This window comes from Streptomyces globisporus, assembly GCF_003501885.1.
GTDB lineage: Bacteria > Actinomycetota > Actinomycetes > Streptomycetales > Streptomycetaceae > Streptomyces > Streptomyces globisporus_D.
This window is the reverse complement of sequence record NZ_QWFA01000350.1, coordinates 1-2,635: the sequence shown is the minus strand read 5'-3', so window position 1 is coordinate 2,635 and position 2,635 is coordinate 1. Positions and strand designations below refer to the sequence as shown.

Genomic DNA, 2,635 nt, shown 5'->3' with positions numbered 1-2,635 from the left:
GGCCGGGGCCGGCCTCAGCAGGCACGGCCCCGGCCCCCTCCGCCTCGCGGCGCGACGCGCCCCGCCCGAATCCGGCTTTCGGCTTCGGCTTCGGCTTCCGGGGAGCCGTCACCTCCCGCCCTTCGTCCGCGCGGGGACCGGCCTCCTTCGGCTCCTTGCGCAGCAGCCCGCTCCGGGGCCGGGGCAGCCCCCGCCGCTGCGGCTCACCGCTGCCCGCACCGGTCCCGGCGGACGGCAACGGGACCGCGCCGTCGGCGGACCGCGCCGCCGCGGCGACCAGTTCGTCCGGGCTGCCGAGCCTGCCGATGATGCGCCGCACGGCCGCCGGGGAGTCCGCGCCCTCCGTGGTGCGGCGGCGGTCGATCTCGCCCCGCAGCGTCGAGACGAGCCGCATCCGGGCGCCCGACGAGAGCTGTTGCTGCTGAGCCAGGTCGCCGACCCGGCTCAGGTAGTCGTACACGAGCTGGTCGCTCTCGATCCCCACGCGGTGCGTCCCCTCTACCCGGCCCTGCCCCGACGGTAGCGTTCCAGCGGCTACCGTGGGACGGATGGGGACGACCACACCACCGCGCACGCTCGCCGAAGCCCTGCGCGCCCGGGGCGACGAATCGCTGGCCGGGCTGCTGCGTGCCCGTCCCGATCTCCTCAATCCGGTGCCGAACGACATCACGCAGCTCGCCACACGGGCCGGTACCCGGGCGTCCGTCGTCCGCGCGCTGGAGCATCTGGACCGGTTCGCACTGCAGACCGCCGAGGCGCTGGCGGTGGCGCCGGACCCGGCCCCGTACGACTCGCTGCTCTCCCTTCTCACCGGCGACGGTCTTGACGACGGCGAGCAGCGCGACGACGTGGGCGCGGCGATCACCGCCGCGCTGCCGGGCGCGCTGGCGACGCTGCGCGAACAGGCCCTGGTCTGGGGCGAGGACGACCGGCTGCGGCTGGTGCGCACCGCCCGCGAACTGCTCGCCCCGTCCCCGCAGCACCCCTCTCCCACGGGCCTGGGCCCCACGGTCGCGGAGGCGACGGCGGGCATGTCGCCGGGCCGCCTCCAGGAGATCCTGGCGTCGACGGGCCTGCCCGCGACGCACGACCCGGTCTCGGCGGTGACCGCTCTGTCCGCGCTGTTCACGGACCGGACGCGGATGGCGGCGCTGCTGGACACGGCCCCGGTGGAAGCGCTGTCGGTGCTGGACCGGCTGGTGTGGGGGCCGCCGTACGGGGAGGTCACGCCGAACCCCACGCCTCCCGTGAAGTGGCTGCGCGACCGGGGCCTGTTGCTGCCGGTGTCGACGCGCACGGTGGTCCTGCCGCGCGAGGCGGCGCTCCACCTCCGGGCCGGGCGCGCGCACCGGGTGCCGGAACCGGTCCCCCCGGTCGTCGCGGCGGCGGCCGAACGGGATCCACAGGCTGTGGACAGGGCGGCGGCGGGCCAGGCGTTCATGGCGCTGTCCACGGTCGAGGAGCTGCTGAAGCTCTGGGACGGCGGCGGCCCGACGATCCTGCGCGCGGGCGGCCTGAGCGTACGGGAGCTGAAGCGTGCCGCGACGGCGCTGGACGTGACCGAGCCGATCGCCGCGTTCTGGATCGAACTGGCCTACGGGGCGGGGCTGCTGGCCTCCGACGGGGAGACCGACGAGCGGTACGCGCCGACGCCCGCGTCCGACGAGTGGCTCGACCTGTCCGCCGAGGACCGCTGGACGCATCTGGCCACCGCCTGGCTCGCCGCCACCCGGACCCCGGGCCTGGTCGGCGGCCAGGACGCCAAGGGGCGTGCCCTGTCCGCGCTCGGCCCGGAGCTGGACCGCTCGGCCGCCCCCGACGTACGCCGCCGGGTGCTGGCCCTGTTCGCCGAACTCCCGCCGGGCACCGCGCCGGAGGCCGAGACGCTGCTGCGACGGCTGCGCTGGGAACGCCCGTTGCGCGGTTCGGCGCCGACGGCGGAGGGCTCGGACCTCCGCTCCCGCCTGGCGCTCTGGGCCCTCAACGAGGCGGAGCTGCTGGGCATCACGGGCCGGGGCGCGCTGTCCGCACAGGCCCGCGCGCTCCTCAACGAAGGCGAGAGGGCAGCGGCGGCCCTCCTGGCCCCCCTCCTCCCCGAACCCCTGGACCACGTCCTGCTCCAGGCCGACCTGACGGCGGTCGCCCCGGGCCCCCTGGAGCGCCCGCTGGCGGACATGCTCTCCGTCCTGGCCGACGTGGAGTCGAAGGGCGGGGCGACGGTGTACCGCTTCACGCCCGGTTCGGTGCGCCGCGCCCTGGACGCCGGGCAGGCGGCGGCCGACCTGCACGCGTTCCTGGCCGCGCACAGCCGTACGCCGGTACCGCAGCCGCTGAGCTACCTCATCGACGACGTGGCCCGCCGCCACGGGCATCTGCGGATCGGGGCGGCGTCCGCGTACGTACGCTGCGACGACGAGGCGGTCCTCAACGAGATCCTGGCCGACCGCCGCTCCACGGGCCTGCGCCTGCGCCGCCTGGCCCCCACGGTCATGGCCGCCCAGTCCGACCCCGGCTCCCTCCTCGAAGCCCTGCGCGACATGGGCTACGCGCCGGCGCGGGTGATCAGGACGTCGCCCTCGGCGGATTCGGCGGCCGGCGCGTAGCCCATGTCGCGCAGGGCTTCGAGGAGGGAGCC

Annotated in this window: 2 pseudogenes; one reads left to right on the top strand and one right to left on the bottom strand. The window is 76.5% G+C overall.

Annotation, left to right across the window (positions count from 1 at the left end):
* Positions 1 to 484 (bottom strand): annotated as a pseudogene (locus D3105_RS33335) (hypothetical protein); the annotation flags it as partial.
* Positions 485 to 548: 64 nt separating this feature from the next.
* Between D3105_RS33335 and D3105_RS33330 the strand changes: the two are divergent.
* A pseudogene (locus D3105_RS33330) lies at positions 549 to 2,555 on the top strand (helicase-associated domain-containing protein); the annotation flags it as partial.
* Positions 2,556 to 2,635: the final 80 nt, after the last annotated feature.